At 70.9% G+C, this 24,926-nt stretch carries 25 protein-coding genes; 11 read left to right on the forward strand and 14 right to left on the reverse strand.

All coding sequences use genetic code 11. From position 1 onward, the window contains the following. Window positions 1-49: 49 nt before the first annotated feature. Complete coding sequence (gene lplAB, locus JOF37_RS11485; RefSeq protein WP_210006940.1) at window positions 50-1,099, forward strand: lipoate-protein ligase LplAB; 1,050 nt, start codon at window positions 50-52, stop codon at window positions 1,097-1,099. A 12-nt stretch (window positions 1,100-1,111) separates the two neighbouring features. Here lplAB and JOF37_RS11490 read toward each other — a convergent pair whose 3' ends face one another. The 5 genes from JOF37_RS11490 to JOF37_RS11510 all read right to left on the reverse strand — a co-directional run bounded on the left by JOF37_RS11490 (window position 1,112) and on the right by JOF37_RS11510 (window position 4,426). Continuing rightward, a complete protein-coding gene (locus tag JOF37_RS11490; protein WP_210006941.1) occupies window positions 1,112-1,870 on the reverse strand; it encodes a hypothetical protein in 759 nt (252 codons plus the stop codon). Window positions 1,871-1,876: 6 nt separating this feature from the next. Further along, window positions 1,877-2,824, reverse strand: a complete 948-nt coding sequence (locus tag JOF37_RS11495) for an alpha/beta fold hydrolase (protein ID WP_210006942.1) — start codon at window positions 2,822-2,824, stop codon at window positions 1,877-1,879. Window positions 2,825-2,952: 128 nt separating this feature from the next. After that, window positions 2,953-3,273 (reverse strand): hypothetical protein, encoded by a 321-nt coding sequence (locus JOF37_RS11500; protein ID WP_210006943.1) that lies wholly within the window; start codon window positions 3,271-3,273, stop codon window positions 2,953-2,955. Next, on the reverse strand, window positions 3,270-3,857 hold the full coding sequence (locus JOF37_RS11505) for an Asp23/Gls24 family envelope stress response protein (protein WP_210006944.1): 588 nt from the start codon (window positions 3,855-3,857) through the stop codon (window positions 3,270-3,272). Before JOF37_RS11505 ends, JOF37_RS11500 begins: the two co-directional genes overlap by 4 nt. Beyond that, window positions 3,857-4,426: an RNA polymerase sigma factor gene (locus JOF37_RS11510; protein ID WP_210006945.1), complete on the reverse strand. Its 570-nt coding sequence runs from the start codon at window positions 4,424-4,426 to the stop codon at window positions 3,857-3,859. The genes JOF37_RS11505 and JOF37_RS11510 overlap by 1 nt, the downstream gene beginning before the upstream one ends. A gap of 140 nt (window positions 4,427-4,566) precedes the next feature. Between JOF37_RS11510 and JOF37_RS11515 the strand changes: the two genes are divergently transcribed. The 6 genes from JOF37_RS11515 to JOF37_RS11540 are packed head-to-tail and all read left to right on the forward strand — an operon-like array spanning window position 4,567 to window position 7,063. Beyond that, window positions 4,567-5,064 (forward strand): Asp23/Gls24 family envelope stress response protein, encoded by a 498-nt coding sequence (locus JOF37_RS11515; RefSeq protein ID WP_210006946.1) that lies wholly within the window; start codon window positions 4,567-4,569, stop codon window positions 5,062-5,064. Then, complete coding sequence (locus JOF37_RS11520; protein ID WP_023952539.1) at window positions 5,061-5,252, forward strand: DUF2273 domain-containing protein; 192 nt, start codon at window positions 5,061-5,063, stop codon at window positions 5,250-5,252. Before JOF37_RS11515 ends, JOF37_RS11520 begins: the two co-directional genes overlap by 4 nt. After that, window positions 5,249-5,644, forward strand: a complete 396-nt coding sequence (locus JOF37_RS11525; protein ID WP_210006947.1) for a hypothetical protein — start codon at window positions 5,249-5,251, stop codon at window positions 5,642-5,644. The genes JOF37_RS11520 and JOF37_RS11525 overlap by 4 nt, the downstream gene beginning before the upstream one ends. Continuing rightward, window positions 5,641-6,225, forward strand: coding sequence for a DNA/RNA endonuclease G (locus JOF37_RS11530; protein WP_210006948.1), 585 nt, complete (start codon window positions 5,641-5,643; stop codon window positions 6,223-6,225). The genes JOF37_RS11525 and JOF37_RS11530 overlap by 4 nt, the downstream gene beginning before the upstream one ends. Further along, a complete protein-coding gene (locus JOF37_RS11535) occupies window positions 6,222-6,836 on the forward strand; it encodes a hypothetical protein (RefSeq protein WP_210006949.1) in 615 nt (204 codons plus the stop codon). Before JOF37_RS11530 ends, JOF37_RS11535 begins: the two co-directional genes overlap by 4 nt. 56 nt (window positions 6,837-6,892) lie before the next feature. Further along, entirely contained in the window at window positions 6,893-7,063 is a 171-nt protein-coding gene (locus tag JOF37_RS11540; RefSeq protein WP_210006950.1) for a CsbD family protein, read from the forward strand. Window positions 7,064-7,141: 78 nt separating this feature from the next. Here the strand turns inward: JOF37_RS11540 and galK are convergent, their stop codons facing one another. Both galK and galT read right to left on the reverse strand, forming a co-directional pair. After that, a complete protein-coding gene (gene galK, locus JOF37_RS11545; RefSeq protein ID WP_210007785.1) occupies window positions 7,142-8,293 on the reverse strand; it encodes a galactokinase in 1,152 nt (383 codons plus the stop codon). Window positions 8,294-8,328: 35 nt separating this feature from the next. Continuing rightward, window positions 8,329-9,489 (reverse strand): galactose-1-phosphate uridylyltransferase, encoded by a 1,161-nt coding sequence (gene galT / locus JOF37_RS11550; protein WP_210007786.1) that lies wholly within the window; start codon window positions 9,487-9,489, stop codon window positions 8,329-8,331. A gap of 63 nt (window positions 9,490-9,552) precedes the next feature. Here galT and JOF37_RS11555 point away from each other — a divergent pair, with 63 nt between their 5' ends. Next, window positions 9,553-10,524 (forward strand): LacI family DNA-binding transcriptional regulator, encoded by a 972-nt coding sequence (locus JOF37_RS11555; protein ID WP_245338153.1) that lies wholly within the window; start codon window positions 9,553-9,555, stop codon window positions 10,522-10,524. 123 nt (window positions 10,525-10,647) lie between these two features. On the opposite strand, the gene galE is transcribed toward JOF37_RS11555, so the two are convergent. The 6 genes from galE to JOF37_RS11585 form a co-directional block, all read right to left on the reverse strand. Next, window positions 10,648-11,628, reverse strand: a complete 981-nt coding sequence (gene galE / locus JOF37_RS11560; RefSeq protein WP_210006951.1) for a UDP-glucose 4-epimerase GalE — start codon at window positions 11,626-11,628, stop codon at window positions 10,648-10,650. A gap of 40 nt (window positions 11,629-11,668) precedes the next feature. Continuing rightward, window positions 11,669-13,420: a glycoside hydrolase family 35 protein gene (locus JOF37_RS11565; RefSeq protein WP_210006952.1), complete on the reverse strand. Its 1,752-nt coding sequence runs from the start codon at window positions 13,418-13,420 to the stop codon at window positions 11,669-11,671. Then, complete coding sequence (gene arfA, locus JOF37_RS11570; protein WP_210006953.1) at window positions 13,417-14,955, reverse strand: arabinosylfuranosidase ArfA; 1,539 nt, start codon at window positions 14,953-14,955, stop codon at window positions 13,417-13,419. Before arfA ends, JOF37_RS11565 begins: the two co-directional genes overlap by 4 nt. A 70-nt stretch (window positions 14,956-15,025) precedes the next feature. Continuing rightward, complete coding sequence (locus tag JOF37_RS11575) at window positions 15,026-16,363, reverse strand: ABC transporter substrate-binding protein (protein WP_210007788.1); 1,338 nt, start codon at window positions 16,361-16,363, stop codon at window positions 15,026-15,028. Between the two features lie 86 nt (window positions 16,364-16,449). Then, window positions 16,450-17,328: a carbohydrate ABC transporter permease gene (locus tag JOF37_RS11580; RefSeq protein ID WP_210006954.1), complete on the reverse strand. Its 879-nt coding sequence runs from the start codon at window positions 17,326-17,328 to the stop codon at window positions 16,450-16,452. Further along, window positions 17,325-18,248 (reverse strand): carbohydrate ABC transporter permease, encoded by a 924-nt coding sequence (locus tag JOF37_RS11585; RefSeq protein ID WP_210006955.1) that lies wholly within the window; start codon window positions 18,246-18,248, stop codon window positions 17,325-17,327. The genes JOF37_RS11580 and JOF37_RS11585 overlap by 4 nt, the downstream gene beginning before the upstream one ends. A 113-nt stretch (window positions 18,249-18,361) precedes the next feature. On the opposite strand from JOF37_RS11585, the gene JOF37_RS11590 reads away from it, so the two are divergent. Further along, on the forward strand, window positions 18,362-19,405 hold the full coding sequence (locus JOF37_RS11590) for a LacI family DNA-binding transcriptional regulator (protein WP_245338154.1): 1,044 nt from the start codon (window positions 18,362-18,364) through the stop codon (window positions 19,403-19,405). A 13-nt stretch (window positions 19,406-19,418) separates the two neighbouring features. Here the strand turns inward: JOF37_RS11590 and JOF37_RS11595 are convergent, their stop codons facing one another. Next, complete coding sequence (locus JOF37_RS11595) at window positions 19,419-20,354, reverse strand: AEC family transporter (RefSeq protein WP_210006956.1); 936 nt, start codon at window positions 20,352-20,354, stop codon at window positions 19,419-19,421. A gap of 35 nt (window positions 20,355-20,389) precedes the next feature. Between JOF37_RS11595 and JOF37_RS11600 the strand changes: the two genes are divergently transcribed. Further along, entirely contained in the window at window positions 20,390-20,884 is a 495-nt protein-coding gene (locus tag JOF37_RS11600) for a CGNR zinc finger domain-containing protein (protein WP_210006957.1), read from the forward strand. 151 nt (window positions 20,885-21,035) lie between these two features. Next, window positions 21,036-24,887 carry a glycoside hydrolase gene (locus JOF37_RS11605; protein ID WP_210006958.1) on the forward strand — a complete coding sequence of 1,284 codons (3,852 nt, stop codon included), beginning with the start codon at window positions 21,036-21,038 and terminating at the stop codon, window positions 24,885-24,887. The last annotated feature ends 39 nt before the right edge of the window (window positions 24,888-24,926 follow it).

Below are 24,926 nucleotides of genomic sequence, written 5' to 3' on the forward strand. Positions count from 1 at the left end.
TGGTGCCGGTGCGGGGCCGCGGCGCGCCCGCCGGTCCTAGGCTGGAGCCATGCACGGCGAATACAAGGTGCCCGGAGGAAAACTGGTCGTCGTCGACCTCGAGGTGCGAGACGGCCGGATCGCCGACTTCCACCTGGCGGGTGACTTCTTCCTCGAGCCGGACGACGCGCTCGCCGACATCGACGCGGCCGTCACCGGGCTGCCGGAGGAGTCGGATGTCGCGGCGATCGCCGCCGCCGTCCGTTCGGCGCTCCCCGAGGGGGCGCAGCTGCTGGGCTTCACCCCCGAGTCGGTGGGAACCGCCGTCCGCCGCGCCATGATCACGGCGCCGGGCTGGCGCGAGTTCGACTGGGAGGTCGTGCACGACCGTGCCGTGTCGCCGGGCATGAACCTCGCGCTCGACGAGGTGCTGACGACCCGGGTCGGCGACGGTCGTCGCAACCCGACCCTGCGCATCTGGGAATGGAACGAGTCGGCGGTCGTGATCGGGTCGTTCCAGTCGTACCGCAATGAGGTCGATCCCGACGGTGCCGCCAAGCACGGCTTCGACGTCGTCCGGCGCATCTCGGGCGGCGGCGCGATGCTCATGGCCGCGAACTCGATCGTGACCTATTCGCTGTACGTGCCGGCATCCCTGGTCGCGGGGCTCACCTTCGCCGACTCGTACGCGTTCCTCGACGACTGGGTGCTCGAGGCGCTGCGTTCGCTCGGCATCGACGCGACCTACCAGCCGCTCAACGACATCGCCTCGCCCTCGGGCAAGATCGGCGGCGCAGCGCAGAAGCGTCTCGCCAACGGCGGCGTGCTGCACCACGCGACGCTCTCGTACGACATGGACGGGCAAGTGCTCACCGAGGTGCTGCGCATCGGTCGCGAGAAGCTCAGCGACAAGGGCACCGTCTCGGCTGCGAAGCGCGTCGACCCGCTGCGCAGCCAGACCGGTCTGCCGCGCGACGCGATCATCGACCGCTTCATCGAGGTGTTCTCGAAGCGTTACGGCGCCGTGCCCGGCACGATCTCGGACGAGGAGTACGCCGAGGCCGAAGCCCTCGTCGAGTCGAAGTTCGCGACCGACGCCTGGCTCAAGCGCGTTCCCTGATCCGCGGCGTCGTCAGCGGCGGCGCGCTTGAGACAGCGCCCAGTCCGCCCGGGCGAGACCGCCCAGCGGCGCCCGCGTGAGGGTGGCGGCATCTGCTTCGCTCAGGATGCCGCCTTCGACCGCCACGTGCAATGCGGTGGCGATGTCTTCCCGTGCCCGTTCCTGTCGCGCCGCCGGCAGCGCGGCGACGGCGGCGCGCAGGGCTTCGACTCCCGTCCGCGGAGCCGGCGACCCTCCGGCGCGACGCCCGGCTCGGAAGATGGCGGCGACGGTGACGGCGGAGGCGATGCCCTGCACGGCGAAGGCCCCGATGGTGAGGCCGGGGGTGCCGGCGTCATCCGAGCGCAGCGCGACGATGATGATCGCGAACGCGGCGAAGAGCACCGAGATGGCATTGATGGACAGCTGGGAACCGCTCGCCTCGGCGCGCCCGCTCGCCAGCTGCCGCCACAGCACCGTACGCGATGCCGCCGCCACGATCGCCAGAGCACCGGCGACGAGGGTCGGCACGGTCAGGTCAGATGCCGTTCGGGCGGGGATCACGACGACCCCGGCGGCGATGATCGGCAGGAACTCCAGCAGTGCGACGCCCAGTGAGCGGAACATCGACCCGCGGCCGACCGGGCGGCGGCGCTCTTCGTCCGTCACGTCCAGCAGATCCTGGACCGCCGGTACGTCGGCGAAGGCGGCGCGCTCGATCAGCGCGGCGTCGAATCCGCGCCCGGACTCCACCAGGTCGCGGGCCGCCGCAGCGGCGGAGCTCTCACGCATCGTCGTCTACTCTCCCAGAAGCTCGCGCACCTGGGCGACGATGATCTCGGGCTGCTCTGCCGGCACCAGGTGCCCGCTGCGCTCCGCGACGACCAGGCGGCTGTCGGTCGACAGGGCGAGCATGCGGCGCTGCCCGTCCTGCCAGATGCGCTCGAGCTCGGCACCGGTTCCCGCGTCGATGCCGGCGGCGGCGTAGTCCTGCGGCAGGCCTCGCGTGATGATGCGCACCGGCAGCGCGCCGAGGTCCTGATCGCGCAATGCCTGCTCGGTCGGCCCGATGAGGTCGGCTTCCTCCCGCTGCGTGGCGAAGTAGGTGGGCGACGCCGTGACGTCGAGGAACTCGCGTCGCTGGCTCGCGGGGACCAGGCCGTCCAAGAGCACGCCCTGCCCGAGCCGGAGCACCCCGGTCGCCTTCAGCAGCGACGGGATCCAGGTCGGCAGCGCCGCCGTTCCCGCGCCGTTCGGCACCAGCTCGGCGGTACGGCGGGCGTCGTCTTCGGGGCGGGCGTCGACCAGCACGAGTCCCGCGACGTCGTCGGGGTGCTGCCGTGCGAACTCGCGGACATAGAGCCCGCCGAGGCTGTGTCCGACGAGGATGTACGGCTTCGGTGCCCCGATCTTATCGAGCCCGGTGTGCAACTCCGCGACGATGGCGTCGGCCGTGCGCGGAGTGCCGGCCGGCTCGCTCCAGGCGGTGCCGGCGCGGTCGTACCGGATGACGGTGGTATCGTCCGCGAGCGCTGTCGCCACCGCTTGCCAGCCCGAGGCGACCTCGCCGCTGCCGGCCTCGAGCACGACGGTGGGTCCGCCCTCACCCGCGCGAACCACGTGCAGGGAGTGGCCGCCCACGTCGACGAGCGCGCCCGGCATCGGGTGCTCCGCGCGTCCCGCTGCCGCCTGCGCCTGCTCGATCGTCACTGATGCGCCGACGGCGACGACGAGAACGACGAGCACCGTCAGGAGCCGACGAGGCCACCGCCTTTTTGTTAGTACAGCCGTAGTCACAAAAGGAGACGCTAACACGGCGGCGCCTGCGCTCGAGGTCGGAAGGCGCCTGCGCTCGGCGCCGGGGGGCGCGGGGGCTACGCGATACGGCGGACCTGGACGGTGATCCGGTCGGCACCCGGATGCTGCACGCGCAGCTCGTCGGCGACGGCGCGCGCGACATCCGGTGTGCGTGCCGACATGCTGACCGTGACGGCAGCCGCCGCGGTCATCCCGTCGGCATCCGCCGAGACGAACACGCCGTCCGCCGGCGGCACGGTGTCGATGCGAAGAGCGCTGCTCGCGGCGCCGAGGACACGAGCCAGCGGCGGGCGGGGGTCGTGCACGGCGCCGACCCCGGGGATCTCGGCGAGGGGACGCGGGGCTGTCGGTTCGGCGACGGGCTCGGGCGCGATCATGCGGTGTCCTTGGGCGGGAAGGGACGGTGGAGATCTTCGACGGTGACGTCGACGGCGGTGACGTTGAGCTCGGTGTGCTGGGCGAGCGCCTCAGAAACGGCGCGGCGCACGGCGCCGGCGGCGGCGGGCAGCGAGCTGCCCCACGCGACCGAGGCGGTGATGTCGATCTCGATCGGCGCGTCGGGCACCTCGACGTCGCCGACGATCCGCGAGTGCCCGATGTAGACGCCCTCGATGGCATCGCCGCTCGCGCGGATGAGCGCCTGGACCGCGCCCTCGGTGACCGTCATCGACACGCGCGGGTCGGGGTGGGACAGCGGGATCGACCGGCCGGCACGCAACTCAGCGCGCACCGCCGTCATGACACCGTGGAACCAGTTCTCCGACGGCTCAGGCAGGTCGGCGGCATCAGCGGCGATGAGCTCGCGCGAGAGGCGGCCGGCACGCGACAGGGCATCGAGGGCGTTGAGACACTCCGGGCAGGTCTCGATCTCGGCATCGTAGGGCGCACGTCCGCTCTCGAGATAGTCACTGATCTCGTCGATCGTCTTGCCGCAGTCGAGCACGACCGGGTCCGCGGACATCAGCGCCACCCCGCCATCTGGATCGTGATGCTCGCGCGGGCGCGGGAGAGGTTTCCGCGGACGGTGCTGACAGGGAGCTTCATCTCTTCTGCGATCTCTGTATAGCTGAGTGACCCGACTTCTCGGAGCAGCCAGCAGCGGCGTTGGGCTTCCGGCAGCGCATCGAGTGCAAGGGAGAGCGCTTGCAGCTGTGCGTTGCGGATCGCGGCCGCCTCAGGGAGGAGACCCGACTCCGCGGCTCTGTCGAACCCGTCCAGTGTGTCATGGGCGGGTCGTTTTCTCAGGTGGGCGTACGCCTCGCGGCTCGCCACCCGCATGAGCCACGCCTTCACCGCATTCGGATCGTTGAGGGTCGACAGCTGGCGCCAGGCGGTGAGGAACGCCTCCTGGACGACGTCGTCCGTCTCGGACACGGTTCCCACGATCCGGTACACGAAGGCGCGGACGATGCGCGTGTGCCGGTGCAGCAGGGCTTCGAACGCCTCGACGTCGCCGTCGGCCGCGCGGGCGGCGAGGATGCCGTCGGGCGCGGCGCGCAGGCCGCCGTCAGGCGCGTCGTCGTCCCGCATCGTCCCCCCAGAAAATCGTTTCCAACTTTTTTGTGACGAATCCGAACCGGTCGCCCTCTCATCTGTAGAGCGAACGTAACGCTCACCGAATGTCGAGCGGAGAGCTTGCATCGGACAACGCAGACAGATAAGGAAACGTCATGGCTGAGGACCAGAAGAACACCGCTCCGGTCGCTGAGACCCCCAAGACCGCCAACGCCGCATCGGGCTCGCGCGTCGACCGCTCGTTCTCGGCGACGCGGGTTCCGGCCGACACCGAGGCCGCGGGCAAGACCGTCATCGCCGATGCCGTGGTGGCGAAGGTCGCTGGTATCGCGGCTCGCGAGGTCACCGGCGTCTACGCGCTCGGTGGCGGCGGAGCCCGCGCGTTCGGCGCGATCCGCGACGCCATCAACGCCACCGACCTGTCGCAGGGCGTCAAGGTCGAGGTCGGCGAGACCCAGGCCGCCGCCGACCTCACGATCGTCGTCGAGTACCCCGCGCCGATCCAGGAGGTCGCCGACAACGTCCGTGCCGCCGTCGCCGGTGCCATCAGCCGACTCGTGGGCCTCGAGGTCGTCGAGGTCAACGTCGAGGTCAACGACGTGCACATCGCCGGCGCTGACGACGACGACGAGTCCGAGTCGCGCGTCGCATGAGTGCCACCGTCTCGGGTGCGCTGATCGGCGCCATCCTCGCCGCCGCCGCCCTGCTGTTCGGCTTCTGGGGATTCCTCCTCGTCGCCCTCTTCATGGCGATCGGCGCGGCGGTCGGCCGCATCGCGTCCGGCAAGCTCGACGTCCGCGGGCTGGCCGACGTGCTGACCGGGCGGCGCACCTCGTCATGACCGTTGCAGAGGCCATCCGTCCCGGTGGCGGCGTCACGGCCGCCACCGGCGCGGCGTCCGGTCTCGCCGGACGGGTCGATGTGCGCGAGCGCGTGGTGCGGAAGGTCTCGGAGCAGATCGCATCCCAGGTCATCGGAGTGGACGTGGACCGCGTGTCGGTCACGGCATCCGATCACCGGGGTGGGGTGGCCGTCCGCATTCAGGCTCCGTTCCCCGTCCCGTCCCTCGACGACACCGACGCGGTGCGAGCCGCCGGGGCCGTCGTCGACACGGCCCGTGAGGCGCAGCGCCAGGTGCAGGAGGAACTCAGCCGAGTGCTGGGCAAGCCCGTCACCCGCGTCGACATCACCGTATCCGGCGCCACGACACCCGCAAGGAGGAGAGTCCGATGAGCAGTCCCGTGCTGCGCCGCGTCGTGCGGCGTGAGACGCACTCGCCGCGCACCGTCGCGATGATCGTCGCCGTCGTCCTCGTCATCCTCGCGCTCGTCTACGTCGGTGTCGAGATCGTGCTGAGCCTCGCCGGCCAGCCGGCGCTGCTGCTCGGACCCGCCGCCGCTCTCGGGGCCGTCGTGAGTCTGCCGACACAGGTGCCCGCGGGTGCGAGCATCGCGATCGGCGCTGTCATCGCGGTGCTCGGCCTGATCCTCGTGGTGCTGGCCATCGCTCCCGGGCGGTTGTCGAAGCACCAGCTCGTCGTGGGTGAGAACGCCGTCGTCGCCGACAACGGCGTGATCGCCTCGGCGATCGCGCAGCGGGTGAGCGATGACACGGGTCTGCCGCGCGATCAGGTGCGCGTGGGCGTCGGTCACCGTTCGGTCGACGTCACCCTCACCCCGGCGGTGGGAGTGCCCGTCGACGAGGGGAACGTCCGCAGCGTGGTCGACGCCGAGCTCTCGTCGTACCGGATCGCCTCGAAGCTGCGCACCGCGGTGCGCGTCGACCGGCCCCGCGACCAGGAGGAGAAAGCATGAACAACACCAACCGTGCCGTGAACCGCACGATCCTCCTGGTCCTCGGCCTCGTGCTGATCGTCATCGGCGGCGGGATCATCGCCGGGGTCGCTGTGCCCGCCGCGGCCGACGCGTGGACATCGGTCGGCGCCGGCGCCGAGGACTGGGCGAAGCAGGCCTGGGACGCGACCGCGATCGCGGGCACGAACCTCACCTGGCTGGCCATCGGGGTGCTCGCCGCTCTCGCACTGCTCGTCGTCCTGCTGATCGTGCTGATCGTGCGCAGCATCCACGGGCGGCGCCGCACGGCACTGCGGGCGACCGGAGCCGAGAGCGACCGGGGACGCATCACCGTCACCGAGGGCTTCGCGGCGGACGCGCTGAAGAACGCGCTCGCCGACCGCGACGAGATCCTCAGCGCCCGCGTCACCGCGAACGACATCAAGAAGGAGCCGGTGCTGCACGTCAGCGTCACTCCGCGGCAGAACACCTCGCCGCTGCACGTGGCCGAGACCGTCGAACGTCTCGTCGGCAACCTCGGCACCCTGACGGGTCAGCAGCTGGTGACGTACATCTCCATCCACACCGGCCTGCGGGCAAAGCTGGCGCAGGACCAGCGACGCCTGTCCTGAACGAACACCTCCCCGCCCCATCCCGGGGCACACCCTCTGAGAGAAAGGAGCCCGACATGGGCCTCGACGACAAGATCAAGAACGCCGCACAGGACATCGCCGGCAAGGCGAAGGAAGCCATCGGCAACGCGACCGACAACGACAAGCTCGCCGCCGAGGGCCGGGCCGACCAGGTCAAGGCCGACGCGAAGAAGGCGGGCGAAGACGTCAAGGACGCCTTCAAGTAAGTCTTCGGACGGACGAGAAGAGGGGGGATGCCGCGACGGCATCCCCCCTCTTCTCGTGCGCCGACCGGCGAGTCGGGGTCAGCCGTCGCGTCGGGCGCCCGCGGACGGGGTGACCGGGAAGATCGTCGGTGCCGTGAAGCCCGCGTCGGCGAACGCCTGCTCCACCGCCCGGGTGACCGTGTCGACGGCATCCGTCTCGACGAGCGCGATCGCCGCGCCGCCGAAGCCGCCGCCGGTCATCCGGGCTCCGATGGCGCCCGCGGCCACGGCCGTGTCGGCGGCGAGATCGAGCTCGGGGACGGAGATCTCGAAGTCATCGCGCATCGAGGCGTGCGAGGCGTCCAGCAGCGATCCGATCGCCCGCGGCCCCTGCTCGCGCAGGGTGCGGACGGTGTCGAGCACGCGCTGGTTCTCGGTCACGATGTGGCGCACGCGCCGGAAGGTGACGTCGTCGAGCAGCTCGGCGGCGCGGTCGAGATCGGCGACGGACAGGTCGCGCAGCATCGGCACGCCCATGACCCGCGCGCCCTTCTCGCACGACGCGCGGCGCTCGCCGTAGCCGCCGGTCGAGTGCGCGTGCTTGACGTTCGTGTCCATGACCAGCAGCGACAGACCCGCGGCGGCGAAGCCGAGCTCGACCTCGTCGGTCTCGAGCGAGCGGCAGTCGAGGAAGGTGGCGGCATCCGGCTCGCCGAGCATCGACGCCATCTGGTCCATGATGCCCGTGGGTGCTCCGACGGCCTCGTTCTCGGCGCGACGGCCGACCTGCGCGAGCGCGACGCGGTCGAGTCCGAGGCTCCACAGCTCGTTCAGCGCCGAGGCGGTGGCGCCCTCGATCGCCGCGGACGACGACAGGCCCGCGCCGACCGGCACGTTCGACGCGAACGCGAGGTCGGCACCGGTCAGCGTGGTCGGGTCTGCGCCGGCGGCCTGAATGAGCGCCCACGCGACGCCGAGGGGGTACGCCGACCACTCGGGCACAGCGTGCTCGCCGTCGACGGTCGGGAAGATCGCGTCGAGGTCGGCGATCGCGACCTCGACCGGCACGGTGTCGAACGTCGAGATGACCCGCAGGCGCCCGTCCGCGCGGGGGGCGAGGGCGACGTGCGTGCGGTGGGGTGTCGCGAACGGGAACACGAAGCCGTCGTTGTAGTCGGTGTGCTCGCCGATGAGGTTGACGCGGCCCGGTGCCGACCACTCGCTGGCCACGGTGGTGCCGAGCGAGGTCAGGAGGTCGCGCGCCTGGGTGTGCGGATCGGTGTCGGTCACAGGGTCACTCCTTCTACGGCCTCGCGGATGCGTGCGGCAGCGGTCTCGGGCGGGATGTCGCCGATCCAGGCGCCCATGGCGGCCTCGGACCCGGCGAGGAACTTCAGCTTGTCGGCGGCGCGGCGCGGGCTCGTGAGCTGCAGGTGCAGACGCGCGGTGTCGCGGGCGTGCCGCACCGGCGCCTGATGCCACGCCGCGATGTAGGGCGTGGGCGTCTCGTACAGTGCGTCGATGCCGCGCAGCAGCCGCAGGTACAGCGGCGCGAGCTCGTCGCGCTCGGCCTCGTTCGTCTCGGCGAAGTCGGCGACGTGGCGGTGGGGGAGCACGTGCAGCTCGATCGGCCAGCGTGCCGCGAACGGCACGAACGCCGTCCAGTGCTCGCCGCGGAGCACGACCCGGGGACCCGCCTGCTCGAACTCGAGGATGCGCTGGAACAGGTCGGGTGCGGTGCGGTCGATCGAGTCGAGCAGGCGCGTCGTGCGCGGCGTGAGGTACGGGTAGGCGTAGATCTGCCCGTGCGGATGCGGCAGCGTGACGCCGATCGCCTCGCCGCGGTTCTCGAACGGGAACACCTGCTCGATGCCGGGCAGCGCCGAGAGGGCGGCGGTGCGGTCGGCCCACGCCTCGATCACGGTGCGGGCGCGCGTGACCGTCTGCGTGCCGAACGAGCCGGCGTGCTCGGGCGAGAAGCACACGACCTCGGTGCGTCCGACGCTCGTGCGCGTGCGCCCGAGGCCCAGGTGCGTGAGGTCTTCGATGCCCCGCGGAGGATCGGATGCCGCGGGCACGCCGTCGAACGCCTCGGCGAGGGCGGGGCCGAACGACGGCGACTTGTTCTCGAAGACGGCGACGTCGTAGCGCGAGGGGATCTCGGAGGGGTTGGTCGGCGTCTGCGGGGCGAGCGGGTCGAGCTCGGCCGGGGGGAGGAAGGCGCGGTTCTGGCGCGATGCGGCGATCGAGATCCAGTCACCGGTCAGGACGTCCTGCCGCATCGTCGCGGTCTCGGGACGCGGGTCGAGGGTGCGGGCGTCGACCGCGCGCTCGGGGCCGAGCGTCGTGTCGGGGTCGTCGTAGTAGATGAGCTCGCGGCCGTCGTCGAGTCGCGTGGAGCGTTTGACGACGCCCGCGCCGAGCGGCACCGCCGTGGGGCTGATCATGTTCACGATAACACGCTACATTCCGGTCGTGCTATCGTCAACACACCCGACGGAAGGACCGACATGCGCGTGTCGATGGCCCAGGTGGCGGCACACGCCGGCGTCTCGGCGCAGACCGTCTCGCGCGTCGCCAACCGCAGCCCGCGCGTCGATCCCGAGACGAGAGCCCGCGTCGAGGCATCCATGGCGGCGCTCGGCTACCGCATGCATCGCGCCGCCCGCGCGTTGCGCACCGGCCAGACCCGCACGATCGGGCTCGTCGTCTCGACTCTCGCCTCGGTCGGCAACTCCCGCATGCTGCAGGCCATCGCCGACGCGGCGGGGGAGCGCGACTACGCCCTCGCCGTGGTGACGGTCGCCGGTGCGCGCGACATCGCGGAGGCCTTCGCCCAGTTGCGCGACCAGGGCGTCGACGGAGCGATCGCGCTCAACGAGGCGACGCGGCTCGCTCGCGACACCGCACCGCCTGCCGGCCTGCGGCTCGTCGTCGTCGATTCGCCGCTCGACGATCGCTTCGCCATCGTGCAGACCGACCACGCGGACGGTGCCCGACAGGCGACGCGGCACCTGCTCGAGCTGGGGCACGCGACGGTGCACCATCTCGCGGGGCCCGCGGCCTCGTTCGCGGCTCAAGAGCGCGAGCGCGGCTGGCGCGAGGCGTTGATCGACGCGGATGCCGCGGTGCCCGAGGTCGTCCGCGGCGACTGGACCTCGCGCGGCGGTCACGCGGCCGGTACAGCGCTCGCGGGTGCCACCGCGGTCTTCGCCGCGAACGACCAGATGGCTCTCGGCCTGCTCCGAGCCTTCAGCGACGCCGGTCGCGCGGTGCCGGACGACGTTGCGGTCGTCGGCTTCGACGACGTCGTGGATGCCGCCGAGTACCGGCCGCCGCTGACGACCGTCCGCCAGGACTTCGACGCCCTCGGCGCGCTCGCCGTCGCTGCGTTGGTCGAGGTCATCGAGACGGGAGCCTCGGCCTCCCTGAAGACGGTGCCGACCGAGCTCGTGGTGCGCGCCAGCTCAACGCGCGCCTGAGCCGAGCCGCGGCGCGTGCCGCGGCACGGGCGTCGGGCGCACTTGTGCGCGTCGAGCGCGGTTCGAGCCGCGCTTCACTCCCGAAACTGCGCTTCACCTGCGCGGGCGGAACCCGCGGGCTGGTCAGACGGATGCCGCCCGGCGGGCCTCCCACCCGGTGCGCACCATCTCGTCGACCGAGTAGCGGTTGGCCCACTCGAGGTCGCGGGCGGCGAGCTCGCCCGTGGCGACGATGCGGTCGGGGTCGCCGGGGCGACGCGGGCCGATCCTCGGAGTGAAGTCGATGCCGGTGACGCGGGCCATCGCGTTCATGATCTCGCGGACCGACAGACCGTTCTGCGACCCGAGGTTGTAGGCCGGCTCGACGCTTTCGCCGGCCGCGAGGCGCTGGGCGGCGACGACGTGGGCCGCGGCGATGTCGGCGACGTGGACGTAGTCGCGCACGTTCGTGCCGTCTTCGGTGTCGTAGTCGTCGCCGTTGATCTGCGGGGTCTCGCCGGCGATCAGCTTCTCGAAGACGATGGGGAAGAGGTTGTGCGGGCTCGTGTCGTAGACGGACGGGTCGCCCGAGCCCACGACGTTGAAGTAGCGCAGCGAGGTGTGGCGCAGGGGTGCGGGAGAGTCCGCCGTCGCGACCGCCTGGTCGCGCAGCAGCCACTCGCCGATGAGCTTCGACTCGCCGTAGGGCGATGCGGGGCGCTTGGGCAGGTCCTCCGTGACGAGCGGAACGTCGGGGGTGCCGTAGACGGCGGCGCTGGAGGAGAAGACGATCTTGTCGACGCCCGCGGTCTCCATCGCCTCGAGCACGATCCGCGTGCCCTCGACGTTCTGCGCGTAGGTGTGCAGCGGACGGGTCACCGAGACGCCGGCGTACTTGTAGCCGGCGACGTGGATGACGCCCTCGACGCCGTGCTCGCGCAGGGCGCCCTCGACGAGCGGACGGTCGAGGATCGAGCCGCGGACGAACGGAACGCCCTCGGGGACGAACCCGGCGTGCCCGCTCGACAGGTCGTCGAGGACGACAGGGTCGAGACCCGCCGCGGCGAGGGCGCGCACGACATGCGCGCCGATGTATCCAGCACCACCGGTGACCATCCAGCTCATGACATCCATCCTGCCCGATCGCAGCGGCGCCGCCTCACGCTCACTCCTCGCGGTGGCCGAGGTCGGGTGCGGCGACGAACGCGGCGACGGGCTCGATGACGTGCTCGAGCTCGACGACGACGATCTCGTTCGCCCCGGCACGCGTCGCGGGAGCGGGCACATACAGGGTGCGCTGCGGTCCGTTGCGCCAGTAGCGGCCGAGGAAGAACCCGTTCACGAACGCGTAGCCCTTGCTCCAGGCCTCCGTGTCGAGGAAGAGGTCGGCGGGCTCATCGAGGTCGAACGTGCCCGCGAGACCGGTGCGGCCCGCCGTCGTCTGCTCAGAAGCAGCGGGGATGCCGGCGGCGACGGCCGCGAGGTCGACGGGCTGCGCCGACCAGCCGGTCAGCTCACGTCCGCCGAGGGTGACGGTGCCGACGAGGCCCTTGTTCTCGCCGAGACGGACGTCGTAGTTGACGCGCCCCTGATCCTCGACGAGCACCGTCAGGTGCGCGCCGCGGGGGATCGGCAGCGACCGCTCGTGCAGCGCGCGCTGCAGGCGGCCGATCGGCGCGCTGTCGACCGCGATCCAGGCGAGGTCGCGGACCTCGGTGAACGACAGCACGGCGGTGCCGGCCTCGCCGAACGCGCCGGCGGGAAGGGGGATGTCGTAGCGCACGAGGGGCCCGAGCTGCCCGAGGTCCTCGAAGGCCGGGGGAGTGGCCGCCCCGCCCGCGGGCTCGGTCGACGCCGGCAGCCAGTCGCCCGTCGCCCGCAGGGGGACCGACAGCACGGGAGCCGCGGGCCGCGCCGGCGGCACCTCGTCGGGCACCGGGGCGTAGCGGGCGATGACCTCGCGGAACGCGTGGAACTTCTCGGTCGGGTGGCCCGACTCGTCCAGCGGAGCGTCGTAGTCGTACGAGGTGACGATGGGCGCGTAGCGGCCCTTGTCGTTCGCGCCGTTCGTGGTGCCGAAGTTCGACCCGCCGTGCAGCATGTAGATGTTCACCGAGGCTCCCGCGGCGAGCAGGGCGTCGAGCTCAGCGGCCGAGGCAGCGGCATCCGTCGTGTGGTGCACGCCGCCCCACCAGTCGAACCAGCCGTCCCAGAACTCCGAGCACATGAGGGGCCCCGTCGGCTGGTGCTCGCGAAGCGTCGCGAGGCGCTCGGTCGCGCGCGAGCCGAACGATCCGGTCGTGTGCAGGTCGGGCAGCGTGCCGGCCGTGAGCATGTGCGGCTCGGGCTGGTCGACGGTCGTCAGCGGCACGGTGATGTCGCAGGCGCGGGTGAGGTCGGTGAGCGTGCGGAGGTAGTCGTGGTCGGACCCGTAGGCGCCGTACTCGTTCTCGATCTGCACGAGCACGACGTTGCCGCCGCGATCGATCTGACGCGGGGCGACGATCTCGTAGACGCGGCGCAGGTAGGTGCTGACCGCCTCGACGTACTGCGGCTCGGAGCGGCGCAGGCCGATACCGGGTGTGCTCGTGAGCCAGACCGGCAGGCCGCCGTTGTGCCACTCGGCGCAGATGTACGGGCCGGGGCGGACGATCGCGTGCATGCCCTCGGCCGCGATGAGGTCGAGGAAGCGCCCGAGGTCGTTCCAGCCCGTGGCATCCCATTCGCCCCGCACCGGCTCGTGGGCGTTCCACGCGACGTAGGTCTCGATCGTGTTGAGCCCCATGAGCCGTGCCTTGCGGATGCGGTCGGCCCAATGATCGGGGTGGATGCGGAAGTAGTGCAGGGCTCCCGCGATGACCCGGTGGGGCCGCCCATCGAGGAGGAAGTCGGTGTCGCCGATGGCGAAGGTCGTCACGATGTCTCTCGATTCGTTGCGGGTGCCAGGCGCACGATCACGCGCGTCCAGGCGATGGGGGGAAGGGTCAGGGTGAGAATGCGCCCGCTCACGGCGACCGCGAGCGGTGCCGGCGCGACCGGCCGGTCGTCCGCGGAGTTGACAGTGTGACGGTCGCCGCCGTCCGGGACGGTGACGACGACGGCGTCGGCGTCGACGGCGTCGCGGTCGAGCTCGACGCTCAGGGTCGTCGACTCGTCGAGACCGCGGTGCACGGCGAAGAGCGTGACGACGTCGCTGTCCACGGTCGTCACGGCGTCGACGACCGGCACCGCGCCGTACTGCGGCGTCTCGACGGCGGCCGCCTCGATGGCGGGCACGACGACCCGACCGGATGCCGCGGCCGCGGTCAGCTGGAAGGGGAAGAAGGTGGTCTGCCGCCAGGCCGCGCCGCCCGGCTCGGTGCGGATCGGGGCGATGACGTTCACGAGCTGCGCGAGGTTCGCCATCGATACGCGATCGGCGCGGCGCAGCATCGTGATGAGGAGGGACCCGACGACGACGGCATCCGTGACGGTGTAGTCGTCCTCGATGAGGCGCGGGGCGACGGGCCAGTCACCGCTGAATACGGCGGGCTTGTCGACCTCGTTCCACCGGGTCTGGTTCCACACGTTCCACTCGTCGACGCTGATCCCGATGGGATTCTCGATGCCGCGCTCGGCGCGGACCTCGTCGATGATGTCGGCGACCTCCGACAGGTAGCGGTCGAGCCCGACACCCGAGGCGAGGAAGCTCGCCGGATCGCCCGGCTTCTCTTCGTAGTAGGCGTGCACCGAGATGTGGTCGACGAGACCGGCGGTGTGGCGCAGCACCGTGCGCTCCCACTCGCCGAAGGTGGGCATCTCGTGGTTGGAGCTGCCCGCGGCCACGAGTTCGATGTCGGGATCGATGAACCGCATGAGGCGGGCGCTCTCCGCGGCGAGGCGGCCGTACTCGTCGGCGGTCTTGTGGCCGATCTGCCAGGGGCCGTCCATCTCGTTGCCGAGGCACCACAGGCGGATGCCGAACGGCTCGGTGCGTCCGTTGCGCCGCCGCTGCTCGCTCAGCGTCGTGCCGCCGGCGTGGTTGGTGTATTCGAGCAGTTCGGCGGCTTCGGCGACGCCGCGCGTGCCGAGGTTGACCGCCTCCATGACCTCCAGGCCGGCCTGCTCGGCCCATGCCGCGAACTCGTGCAGCCCGACCTGGTTCGTCTCGGTGCTGTGCCACGCCGCGTCGAGGCGCACGGGACGCTCGTCGCGCGGACCGACGCCGTCCTCCCAGCGGTAGCCCGAGACGAAGTTGCCGCCGGGGTAGCGCACGACCGTGGCGCCCAGCTCGCGCACGAGCTCGAGCACGTCACCGCGGAAACCCGCCGCATCCGCGGTGGGGTGGCCGGGCTCGAAGATGCCGTCGTAGACGCAGCGGCCCATGTGCTCGACGAAGGTGCCGAAGATGCGCCGGGGCACGTCGGGGCCGGATGCGGCGGTGTCGACCGCGATGCGGGTGGGGGAGGTCATGCTCTGTTCTCCTGGACATGGCGAGGGGCGGGCCGGATCGAAGCTCGATGCGACCCGCCCCCGTCGGATATCACTGGTTGACGGTGAAGCCCTGGTCGTTGCCGTACTGGACGAGCTGCTCCTGCCAGGTGGCGAGGCCCTCGTTCAGGTCGGACTTCGACGCGTAGGACTGGCCCACGGTGTCGCCGAAGATGCTGTTGGCGTAGACCTGGAAGGGCAGGTACTGCCAGCCCGGACGCACGTCCTTCGCCGCCTGCACGAGCACCTCGTTGATCTTCTGGCCGCCGAAGTACTCGGCCTCCTGGCCGAGGAACTCGTCCGACTCCAGCTGCGCGTTCGTCGACGGGAACCCGCCGCTCTCGGCGAAGATCGTCAGGCTCTCCTCGTCGTTGTTGAGCCACTTGAGGAACGCCGCAGCCAGCGCGGGGTTCTTGCTCTGGCTCGTCACGGCCTGGCCGCCGCCGCCGTTCTCGGCGGAGACGGGCGTGCCGTCGTAGGTCGGCATCGGCGCGACACGCCAGTCTCCCGCGGCGTCGGGCACCGACGACACGAGGTTGCCCGGCATCCAGGCGCCGATGATCAGGGTCGCGATCGAGCCGTCACCGAGTCCCGTGAACCACTCGTCGCTCCAGCTCGACGTGCTCGCCAGCAGGTCTTCCTCGACGAGGGTGTTCCAGGTGTCGGCCCACTTCTTCGAGCCCTCGTCGGCGAGGTCGATGGTGACGTCGGTGCCCTCGGCGGTGAAGGGCTGACCGCCGGCCTGCCAGATCATGCTCGTCGCGAAGCCCGCGTCACCGGTGTCGTTGGTGATCTTCTTCGACGGGTCGGCCGCGGTCAGCTGGCGCGCAGCCTCGATGTACTCGTCCCACGTCGTCGGGACGGCGATGCCGTACTGGTCGAAGACCGTCTTGTTGTAGAACAGCGCCATGGGGCCCGAGTCCTGCGGCAGGCCGTAGACCTTGCCGTCGAAGTCGACGGAGTTCCACGTCGAGGCGGTGTAGTCGTCCTCGAGGTCGGCGAAGCCGTAGGGTGCGAGGTCGAGCAGGCCCTCGGTCAGCGCGAACTGGGGGAAGGCGTAGTACTCGATCTGCACGACATCCGGCGCGCCCGAACCCGCCTTCAGCGCGTTCTGCAGCTTCGTGTACTCCTCGGTGTTCGTACCGGCGTTGACGACGTTCACCGTCACCTCGGGGTACTTCGCCATGAAGGCCTCGGCCTGCGCCTCGGCCGAGGGGGTCCACGACCAGTAGGTGATCTCGCCGCCGGCTTCGAGTGCCGCCTCGAGGTCGTCCGGGTTGCCGCCGCCGGCCGCGGGGCCGCCCGACGAACAGGCGGCGAGAACCAGGCCGGTGGCCGCGGTCAGAGCGATGACGGATGCGGCGCGACGCAGCGCCGATCCCTTGCGCATCGGTGTCATGGGAGTTCCTTCACTTCGTTGTTGTGGATGGGGACGGGTGCCCCGGGGTGCGGGAGGGACGGGCGGGTGGTCGCGGCTCACTGCTTCACGCTGCCGGCGCTCAGGCCGGACTGCCAGAAGCGCTGCAGCAGCAGGAACGCGACGACGATGGGGATGATCGACAGCAGCGAACCGGTGATCACCAGGTTGTAGATCGGTTGCGCGGCGGCGCCGGTCGCCTGCGCGTTCCACTGGTTCAGGCCGACCGTGAGCGGGTACCACGCGGGGTCGCTCAGCATGATGAGCGGCAGGAAGTAGTTGTTCCACGTGGCCACGACAGCGAACAGCAGCACCGTGACGATGCCGGGCATGAGGAGCTTCGTCGAGATCGTGAAGAAGGTGCGCATCTCGCTGGCGCCGTCCATGCGGGCCGCCTCGAGCAGCTCGGTGGGCACGGCATCGCTCGCGAACACCCACATGAGGTACAGGCCGAAGGGGCTGATGAGAGAGGGGATGATGATCGCCCACGGGGTGTTCGTCAGCCCCAGCTGGCTGAACATCAGGAAGGTCGGCACCGCGAGAGCCGTTCCCGGAACCGCGACGGCCCCGATGACGACCGCGAAGACCGCCTTGCGCCCGCGGAAGTTGTACTTGGCCAGGCCGTAGCCGGCCATCGTCGCGAGCACCGTCGCGCCACCGGCGCCGACGACGACGTAGAGCAGCGTGTTGCCGAGCCATCGCACGAAGATGCCGTCGCGGTAGGTGAAGGTCTCGACGATGTTGTTCCAGAGGTTGAAGCTGTCGCCGAACCACAGGCCGAAGGTGGTGAACAGGTCGCCCTGGGTCTTGGTCGCGTTGATGATCAGCCAGAACAGCGGCAGCAGTGTGTAGAGGATGAACAGGCTCATCACGACGGTGAGCACGAGCGACTTGCGTCGCGCGAACGGCGTGCTGCGGGCGAGGGCGGGGGCGGTCATCGCATCTCCTGTCGGGATCCGCGCAGCTGGACGACGTAGGCGATGAGCGCCGTGATGACGCCCATGATGATCGCGACGGTGGCGGCGTAGTTGTACTGCTGGCCCGCGAACGACAGGTTGTACGCGTACATGTTCGGCGTGAAGAACGTCGTGATGGTGTTCGGTGCGAGCGGCTTGAGGATGTTGGGCTCGTTGAAGAGCTGGAAGCTTCCGATGATCGAGAAGATCGTCGCGATGACGATGGATCCGCGCAGAGCCGGGATCTTGATCGACAGGATCGTCCGCCACGCGCCGGCGCCGTCGAGGGATGCCGCCTCGTACAGCTCGCCGGGGATGGTTTTGAGCGACGAGTAGAAGATCAGCATGTTGTACCCGACGAACTGCCAGGTCACGATGTTGCCGATCGACACCATCATCCACTCCGGGACGAACGGACGCAGGACCGTGGCGCCGAGCAGGTCGTTGATGTTGCCCGCGAGGCCGAACTGATCGCCGTAGATGTAGCCCCACATGAGGACGGCCACCACGGCGGGCACCGCGTAGGGCAGGAAGATCACGATCCGGTAGAAGCCGGCGGCGTGCAGTCGTGCGCTGTCGATCGCCAGGGCGGCACCGAGCGCCAGCACGAGCATGATCGGAACCTGGATGAGCAGGAACAGCAGCACCCGTACGAAGCCGTCCCACAGCTTGGGGTCGGCGAAGGCGGTCGCGTAGTTCTCGATGCCGACGAAGGCGTTGCCGCCGACGATCTGCTCGCGGAAGAAGCTGAGATACAGCGCGTAGGCGAGCGGGGCGAGGAAGACGAGGGCGAACACGATCGCGAACGGCCCGACGAAGAACCATCCCTGCTGCTCGACGTTGGTCCGTCGCCGCTTCCGCGCGGTGCGCACGGCGGGAGGGGGTGCCGTTGTGGTCGTCATCGTCCAGTGCCTCTTCTGTGATGCGTGCGTCGCGGCGGCGAGCGCGGATGTTGACGTAAACATAACTCGCCTCGCGCTAGCATGTCAACGTCAACATCGGGGAGGATCCGGAGATGGGTGAATCACAGCCGGCCACGCGCGTCGATGCGCGTCCCCGCCGCCGCGAAGTCTCGATGGCCGACGTCGCGGCGATGGCCGGGGTGTCGGGGCAGACCGTCTCGCGGGTCGCCAACGGCCGGACGAACGTCGATCCCGAGACGCGCGCACGCGTTCGCGAGGCGATGGATCGCCTCGGCTACCGGCCCAACAGCGCGGCCCGGGCGCTGCGGTCCGGCCGCTTCCGGAGCATCGGCGTGATCATGTTCTCGCTCTCCAGTTACGGCAACACCCGCACCCTCGACGCCGTCGCCTCGGTCGCGGCCGACGCCGGGTACTCGCTGACGGTCATCACCGTGCAGTCGGCGACCCAGTCCGACGTGTCGGGCGCCTTCGTGCGCCTGGCCGAGCACGCGGTCGACGGCGTCGTCATCCTCATCGAGACCCACCGGCTGGGCGAGACCGAACTGGCGCTGCCCACCGGCCTGCCGGTCGTCGTCGTCGACTCGAGCGCCGATTATCCCTACCCGGTCGTCGACAACGACCAGGCTCTGGGCGCGCGCCTGGCGACCGAGCATCTGCTCGACCTCGGACACGAGACGGTGTGGCACATCTCCGGTCCGCGGGAGTCCTTCGCCGCTGAACGGCGCCGCGTCGCCTGGCATGACACGCTCGTCACGCGCGGCGCGCACGTGCCCGACGTGCTGGTCGGCGACTGGACCGCCGAGTCGGGCTACGAGCTGGGCAGGACGCTCGTCGCCGACGAGGCCGTGACGGCCGTCTTCGCCTCGAACGACCGTATGGCGCTCGGCCTGCTGCGCGCCCTGCACGAGGCCGGTCGCCCGGTGCCGGCCGACGTCAGCGTCGTGGGCTACGACGACGCTCCCGAGTCGGCGAACTTCTGGCCGCCGCTCACGACGGTGCGCCAGCACTTCACCCGGGTCGGCGAAGCGGCGGTGCGAGCGCTGCTGACGGAGATCGACGGCGGACCGGTGCCGGCCGAGCGGACCCTGGTGCCGACCGAGCTCGTCGTGCGGACGAGCTCGGGCCCGCGTTCCTGACCCGGCACCGAGCTCATCCGATGCCGGCGAGGACATGCAGCGCCACCGGCAGCGAGACGAGGGACAACAGCGTCTGCACGCCGGTGATCGACGCCATCAGCCGGACGTCGCCGCCCATCCGTGCGGCCAGGACCGTGGCGGACGGCGCGGTCGGCAGTGCGGTGATCAGCACGATCGCCGTGAGACCCGGACCGGTGACCCCGAATGCGGCCGCGAGGGCCGCCGCCGCCCACGGCACCGCGACCAGCTTGATCCCGCTCGCGAGGGCGACGTCGCCGATGTCGCGGCGGCGTACGTCGAACCGGATCGCGGCGCCCGCCGCGAGGGTCCCCGCGACGAGCGCCGGCGAGGCGAGCAGATCCACCGTCGGCGCGACGGCCTCGGGTACACCGATTCCCGAGAGGCTCAGCGCCATCCCGACGGCGCACCCGAGGATGAGCGGGTTGCGGATGAGCTCTCGGATCGCGCGCGTTCCCGAGGCGCCGGCGGCGCCCGCGTAATGAGCGAGCGTCGACACCGACAGGATGTTGACCAGAGGGACGACGACGGCGCTGGCGATGGCGAAGGCGGCCACGCCCGGCTCGCCGTGCAGCGCCGCAGCGAAGGTCAGGCCGACGTAGGTGTTGATGCGGATGGCGCCCTGCACCATGGTGCCGACCGCCGGCCCGTCGATGCGGAGCGCTCGGCGCAGCGCCAGCACGAGCAGCGCGGCTCCGACGAGCGGAACCGTCACGCTGATCATGAGAGGCGCGAGGTCGAGGGAGCGAAGGTCGGAGCGGCCGATCGAGCCGACGAACAGCGCGGGCGTGAACACGAAGTAGCTGAGCCACTCGATGCCGCGCCATACCGCGGGGTCGCGCAGGGCGGTTCGGCGCAATGCTGCGCCCAGCGTCAGCATCAGGACGATCGGCACGACGGCCGCGAGGACGAGCATCACGGCTTCGACCATGCTGCAATGGGTCAGTGCAGTTCAACCATGACAACATGACGGGCGCACGACTGGCCGCGCACCTCGTCGGACTCGTGCCCGAGTGGAGTGGGTCTCGGGTCCAGCGGGCGCTGGCGGCCCACGACATCCGCCGTCCCGAGCTCGACGATCGTGCCGTCGCCGAACTCCTCGGCTGGACGCTCGTCGTCCGCGAGGTCTTCGCCGCCACGAGCGTCGCCGACACCTGCGCCGCCGTGAACCGGCTCCTGCAGCAGGGGACACGCACCGCTTATCTCTCGACTCATGACGGCCGCCGCCCGCACCTGCACTTCACCCCCGAGGACGACGACCTCGTGGGGCGCGTCCGCTCGGTCACGGCCGGAGGGCTCGCGCTCTTCGTGGTGGAGGCCGAAGGACGGCGTCTTGGTCTCTGTGCGCGGCCCGGGTGCCCGCGTGCGTTCGTCGACACCAGCCGCAACGGAACCCGGCGGTACTGCTCCGCGCGGTGCGGGAACGCGGTCGCGGTCGCCCGCCACCGCGACCGGCCCTGACCGAGGCGGTCGATTTCGACCATTGCCTCGGTCCGCGTCGGTCGCTTAGGCTCGGTGTTGACGTCAACATGTTGACGTCAACATCACCCCCTCGAGGTCGCGCCGATGCGGCCGGATCGGAATGACGATGAAGTCAGCTCGACTGTTGTCGATGACCTGCGCGGTGGCGCTCGCGGCAGGCGGTCTCAGCGCGGCCGCAGCCGTGGCGCCCCCGCCCGCGCTGGCAGCAGCGCCCACCCCGGTGCGCATCACCCCCAACCCCGCCACCGCCTCGGAGCGGCCCTTCGAGGGCTGGGGGACCAGCCTGGTCTGGTTCGCGAATGCGACCGGCGGCTACCCGGCGGACGTTCGACAGGATCTCTTCGACGCCGTCTTCGGCGAGGAGGGGCTCAACCTCAACATCGCCCGCTACAACATCGGAGGCGGCAACGCCTCGGACGTCCCGCCCTACCTTCGCCCCGGCGGCGCGGTCCCGGGCTTCTGGAACCCCGACCTCGAAGCGACCGACGCTGAGGGCGAGATCACCTCGAACTTCGCCGACCGTGACCGCTACAAGGCGGCGTGGAATCCCGACGACCCGAACGCTTACGACTTCTCGCAGGACGCCGCCCAGCGCTGGTGGATCGAGGCCCTGAAGGACAAGATCACCCACTGGGAGGCGTTCAGCAACTCGCCGCCCTACTTCCTGACCCAGAGCGGCTACGTCTCGGGCGGCATCAACAACGCCACGAGCGAGCAGCTCGCCCCCGCCGACATGGACAAGTTCGCCGGCTACCTCGTCACCGTGATGGACGAGCTCGAGAAACAGCACGGCATCTCGTTCGACACGATCGACCCGTTCAACGAGCCCAACACCAACTACTGGTCCACGCAGATCCCCGCCGGCGCGACCTGGCCCACGGGCGGCCGCCAGGAGGGGGCGCACATCGGCCCGCAGGCGCAGGACGCCATGGTCACGGCTCTCGCGGAACGTCTCGCACAGCCGGGCACCGCAACCGACGCCGTCATCTCGGCGATGGACGAGACGAACCCCGGCATCTTCGCGACCAACTGGAACACGTGGTCGGCCCGGGCGAAGGAGCTGGTCGATCAGCTGAACGTCCACACGTACGGCACCGGCGGCCGCCAGGTCGTGCGCGACATCGCCAAGGCGGCCGACAAGCCGCTGTGGATGAGCGAGGTCGAGGGCAACTGGACCGACCAGAGCAAGGGCTTCGTGACCGACGACATCGCCAACGGCCTGGGTATGGCCCAGCACATCGTCGGTGACCTGCGCGAGCTCGAGCCGGATGCCTGGGTGTTCTGGCAGCCGGTCGAAGACCTCTACAACATGGAGAAGGTCGAAAAGCTCAACTGGGGCAGCGTCTTCATCGACTTCGACTGCAACGCCCAGGGGCAGTCCGAGCGGCGTCTCGCCGACGGCGACGCCGACCCGTCGTGCAAGGTGCTGACGAACGAGAAGTTCAACACCGTGCGCAATTTCACGCACTACATCACCCCGGGCGACCGCCTCATCGCGACCGACAACGCGCAGTCGACCGCGGCGATCGACGCCGGCGGCGAGGGCGCGACGGTCGTGCACGTGAACGCCGAGGCGGCCGAGCGCACCGTCGAGATCGACCTGACCGACTTCGGCACGGTGGCCCCCGGTGCGACGGTGACGCCGATCGTCACGACTCAATCGACCGCGGCCGAGCCGTCCGTCAACGCCCTCCGCCGCGGTGAGCCGGTGGCCGTGGATGCGGCATCCCGGACCGCGACCCTCACCATCCCCGCGCGGTCGGTCGTGACGTTCGTCATCGACGGCGTCTCGGGAGTCTCGCCGGATGCCGCTGCGTTCCGCGACGGGCAGACGGTGCAGCTCACGGGGCTGCAGAGCGGCCTCGCGCTCGACGGCGGTTCGACCCTCGCCGTGCGATCCGTCGCGACGACGGCCGACGAGGCGCGCGCGCAGTCGTGGACGGTCCGCACGATCGACGGAGAAGGCACCAACCGGCACCGCTTCACCCTGCAGAACGGCTCCGGCGCGTTCCTCGCGTCCCGCGGCACGAGCACCGCGCTCGTGGCGGCCGATCCCGCGGCGGCAGCCGCCGATCCCGCGCTGCAATGGATGTCGTCGACCACCGACGGCACGTACTACTCGGTGCTGAACGTCGCCGCCGAGCGCGTGCTCGACGTGGGCGGCGGCAGCACCACGTCCGGCGCGGCGGTGGGCCTGTGGACCTCGAACGGCGGCGGAAACCAGCAGTGGCGCATCGCGAGCACGAGCATCGCGGGCACCGAGCCCGTCACGGTCGCGACCGCGGTCGGGGTCGCCCCGGTCCTGCCCGACACCGTGTCGGTTCGCTACACGGGCGGAACGCTGCGCTCCGCGCCGGTGACCTGGCAGCTCGACGGGGTCGACTTCTCACGCGCCGGCACCGTTCAGGTCGGCGGCACCGGCACCGACCTGTTCGGGGGCTCGTTCGAGGCCACCGCAACGGTCGAGGTCGGCGCCTACACGGCGACGCGGCCGGCATCGGTCACCGTCCCGGCGGGCAGCGCTCTCGACACCGTCGCACGTCAGGCCGACAGCACGGTCCAGGCCGAGCTGCGTCCGTCAGGGGCGGGGTTCGCGGTTCCGGTCACATGGACGTGGGACGGCCTCAGCGATGCCGCGTTCGCCGAGCCCGGGGCCGTCTCGGTGCCCGGCGTCGCGACCGGTCCGAGCGGCGAGCGGCTCGACGCGCAGCTGACGGTCATCGTCACCGCGGCGTCCGAACGCAACGTCGCCCCCGAGAGCCAGCCGAGCGCGACCTTCACCGAGAGCACGCAGTACGACGTGCGCAACACGATCAACGGGAGCACGACTGACAAGGGCTGGTCGAACTGGCGGTCGGGGACGAAGAACCCGCAGGACACCCTGACCTACGCGCTGGCGGACACCGAGACGCTTACGCGCGTCGGTGTGCAGTTCTACCGCGACGGCGGCGCCCTCAGCTGGCCCGTGACCATGCGCGTCGACCACCGGGTGGGTGACGGCGCGTGGGTCGAGGGTGAACTCGTCACCGTGCCCGACGCCTCGGACGGTGCGCCGCGGATCGACGTGCCGGTCACCGGTGCCGCCGACGAGGTGCGGGTGGTCCTGAACGCTCGCGCCGAGACGCACATGATCGTCTCGGAGGTCGAGATCTTCGCGGCGGCGGCCGCGCCGGCGGGCATGGCCGACCTCGCCCGCCTCACCGTGGGCGATGAGCCCGTCCCCGGGTTCGCGGCGGACACGCTCGACTACACCGTCACCTCGACCGGTTCGGCGTGGCCGACGCTGCACGCTCTCGCGGTCGACGACGACGCGACGGTGGTCGTGTCGCAGCCGGGTGACGCCGCCGCTCCCGACGGCGTCCGAGCGGCGGCGGCCGGGGTCGGGACGGTGCAGGTCACGGCTCCCGACGGCACGTCGCGCACCTACTCGGTGACCGTGAACCGGGCCGTGGCGGTGGCCGAGCCGATCGTGTCGGGCGAGCCGCGCGTGGGGTCCACTCTGCGGGCGACGGTGGCGACCGACCCGGTCGACGCCACGCGCGCATTCGTCTGGATGCGCGACGGCGTCGCGATCGACGGTGCGACCGGCGACGCCTACCCGCTGACGGCGGCGGACGCGCGGCGCCAGATCACCGTCGAGGTGACCGCCACGGCGGAGGGCTTCGCCGCGGGCAGCGCGCGCTCAGCGGCGCTGGTGCCCACCGCGCCGGTCGTCGACCCGGGAACGGGCGGCGGCTCGGACGGCGGCGCCGGCGACGGCTCGGGCGCACCGGGTGCGGGCGGATCGGGCACGGGGACGGGAAGCGGGTCGCCCGCCGGTTCCGCAGCGGACGGAGCGAACGGGTCGGCCCCGAACGACCGTGACCTCGCATCGACGGGTCAGGACGGCGCGGGCGTCGCCGCCGCGACGATCGGGGCGGTCGTTCTGCTCCTGCTCGGCGCGGGGGCGCTCATCCTGCGCCGTCGCCGCTCGCACGCCTGAGCGACCGAACACCGAGGCCGTGCCGATCGACGTGAACAC

Source organism: Microbacterium imperiale (genome assembly GCF_017876655.1).
In the GTDB taxonomy this organism is placed as follows: Bacteria; Actinomycetota; Actinomycetes; order Actinomycetales; family Microbacteriaceae; genus Microbacterium; species Microbacterium imperiale.